Origin of the sequence: Streptomyces sp. NPDC006134 (assembly GCF_040628835.1) — a bacterium.
Classification (GTDB): domain Bacteria; phylum Actinomycetota; class Actinomycetes; order Streptomycetales; family Streptomycetaceae; genus Streptomyces.
In genome coordinates this window covers 1-1,451 of the sequence record NZ_JBEXTV010000148.1, presented here as the reverse complement: position 1 = coordinate 1,451, position 1,451 = coordinate 1, and the positions used below count along the sequence as shown (strand labels likewise).

The 1,451-nt window shown below is 68.6% G+C and carries 1 protein-coding gene; it reads right to left on the bottom strand.

Annotation, left to right across the window (positions count from 1 at the left end):
* Window positions 1-21: 21 nt before the first annotated feature.
* On the bottom strand, window positions 22-1,218 hold the full coding sequence (locus tag ABZ340_RS36560) for an IS110 family transposase (RefSeq protein ID WP_358786211.1): 1,197 nt from the start codon (window positions 1,216-1,218) through the stop codon (window positions 22-24).
* Window positions 1,219-1,451: the final 233 nt, after the last annotated feature.

The window sequence follows — 1,451 nt, the reverse complement described above, 5'->3', positions numbered from 1 at the left end:
GGAGGCTTCCTAATGCTGGTGTCAAGCGGCAAGCGTGACGGGCGGTGTGACTTGGTAGCACCGTCGGTCACGGATGAGGGCCCACAGGACGTTGACGCGTCGGCGGGCGAGGGCGAGGACGGCCTGGACGTGGCTCTTGCCCTCGGCTCTCTTGCGATCGTAGAACCGCTTGGAGTTGGGATCGCTCCAGGAGCTGACCAGCGCGGAGGTGTAGAAGACGCGTTGCAGGCGCCGGTGGTAGCGCTGCGGGCGCCGCAGGTTGCCGCTGGTCTTGCCGGAGTCGTGCGGGGCGGGAGCGACGCCGCCGAAGGCCGCGAGGCGGTCCGCGGTGGGGAAGCCGTCCAGGCTCCCGCCGATGGCGACCAGGAACTCGGCACCGAGCTTGGGCCCCATGCCCGGCATGCTCAGGATCACCTTGGCGAGTTCGTGCTCGCGAAACCGGCCCTCGATGAGCTTGTCGATCTCGGCGATCTTCTCGTTGAGGGCCATCACCTCCTTCGCGAGGGTGTGCACCATCTTCGCGATGACCTTCTCACCGGCCACAGCCGTGTGCTGCCGCTCGGCGGCCTCGACGGCCGCCTTGGCCAGGGCTTCAGCGCCGCGGACCTTTCGGTTGCGCAGCCAGGTGGTGAGCCGGCTGACGCCGATCCGACGCAGGGCGGCCGGGGTCTGGTAGCCGGTGAGAAGGACCAGCGGCCCGGCATTGGTGAGTTCCAGGGCGCGTTCGAGCGCGGGGAACATGCTCAGCAGGGTGCCCCGCAGGCGGTTGATGGTGCGGGTGCGGTCGGCGACCAGGTCGATGCGGTGGCTGGTGTGCAGCCGCAGCTCGATCGTGGTCTCGTCGTCGGGACGGATCGTTTGCAGGTCGCGGCGCATGCGTGCCTGGTCGGCGATGATCCTGGCGTCGCGGGCGTCGGTCTTCCCCTCGCCCCGGTAGGCGTCGGAGGCCCGGTTGACCATGCGGCCGGGGATGTAGAGCAGCTCCTGCAGATGGTTGACCAGGACGGCGATCAGCAGACCGGGCTCACCGCCGGTCATGTCCATCGCCCACGTCACCTCGCGGCCGTCGGCGAGGTCGAGGACGTCGCCCATGAGATTCAGGAGTTCCGGCTCGTCGTTGGCCACCCGGCGCGACAGCAGGCTCCTGCCGTCGGCGTCCATGGCGACGCAGTGGTGGTGGGTCTTGCCGCAGTCGATCCCGGCCCATATCCGGCTCATCGTGCTCCCGAAGTCGTTCCTGTCGTGCGTACCACGGACGACCTCGCCGGCATTGCCCTACACAGCGATCTTGTCGCACTTCCTAATCGGCGGCCGAGTCGTCGTGGGGGGCGGGGCGGCCAAGCCTCCGGAGCCACGAACAACGGCAGCGAGCCCGAGAGCCACACCCCTCCCCCCTGGGTGCCACAACCTTACGAATGGCTGGGGTGCACCCGTGAGTTGAAAGGTAGGGC

Coding starts and splice junctions, on each gene's coding strand:
- ABZ340_RS36560 (WP_358786211.1), bottom strand. CDS start 1,218: ATGAGCCGGATATGGGCCGGGATCGACTGCGGCAAGACCCACCACCAC.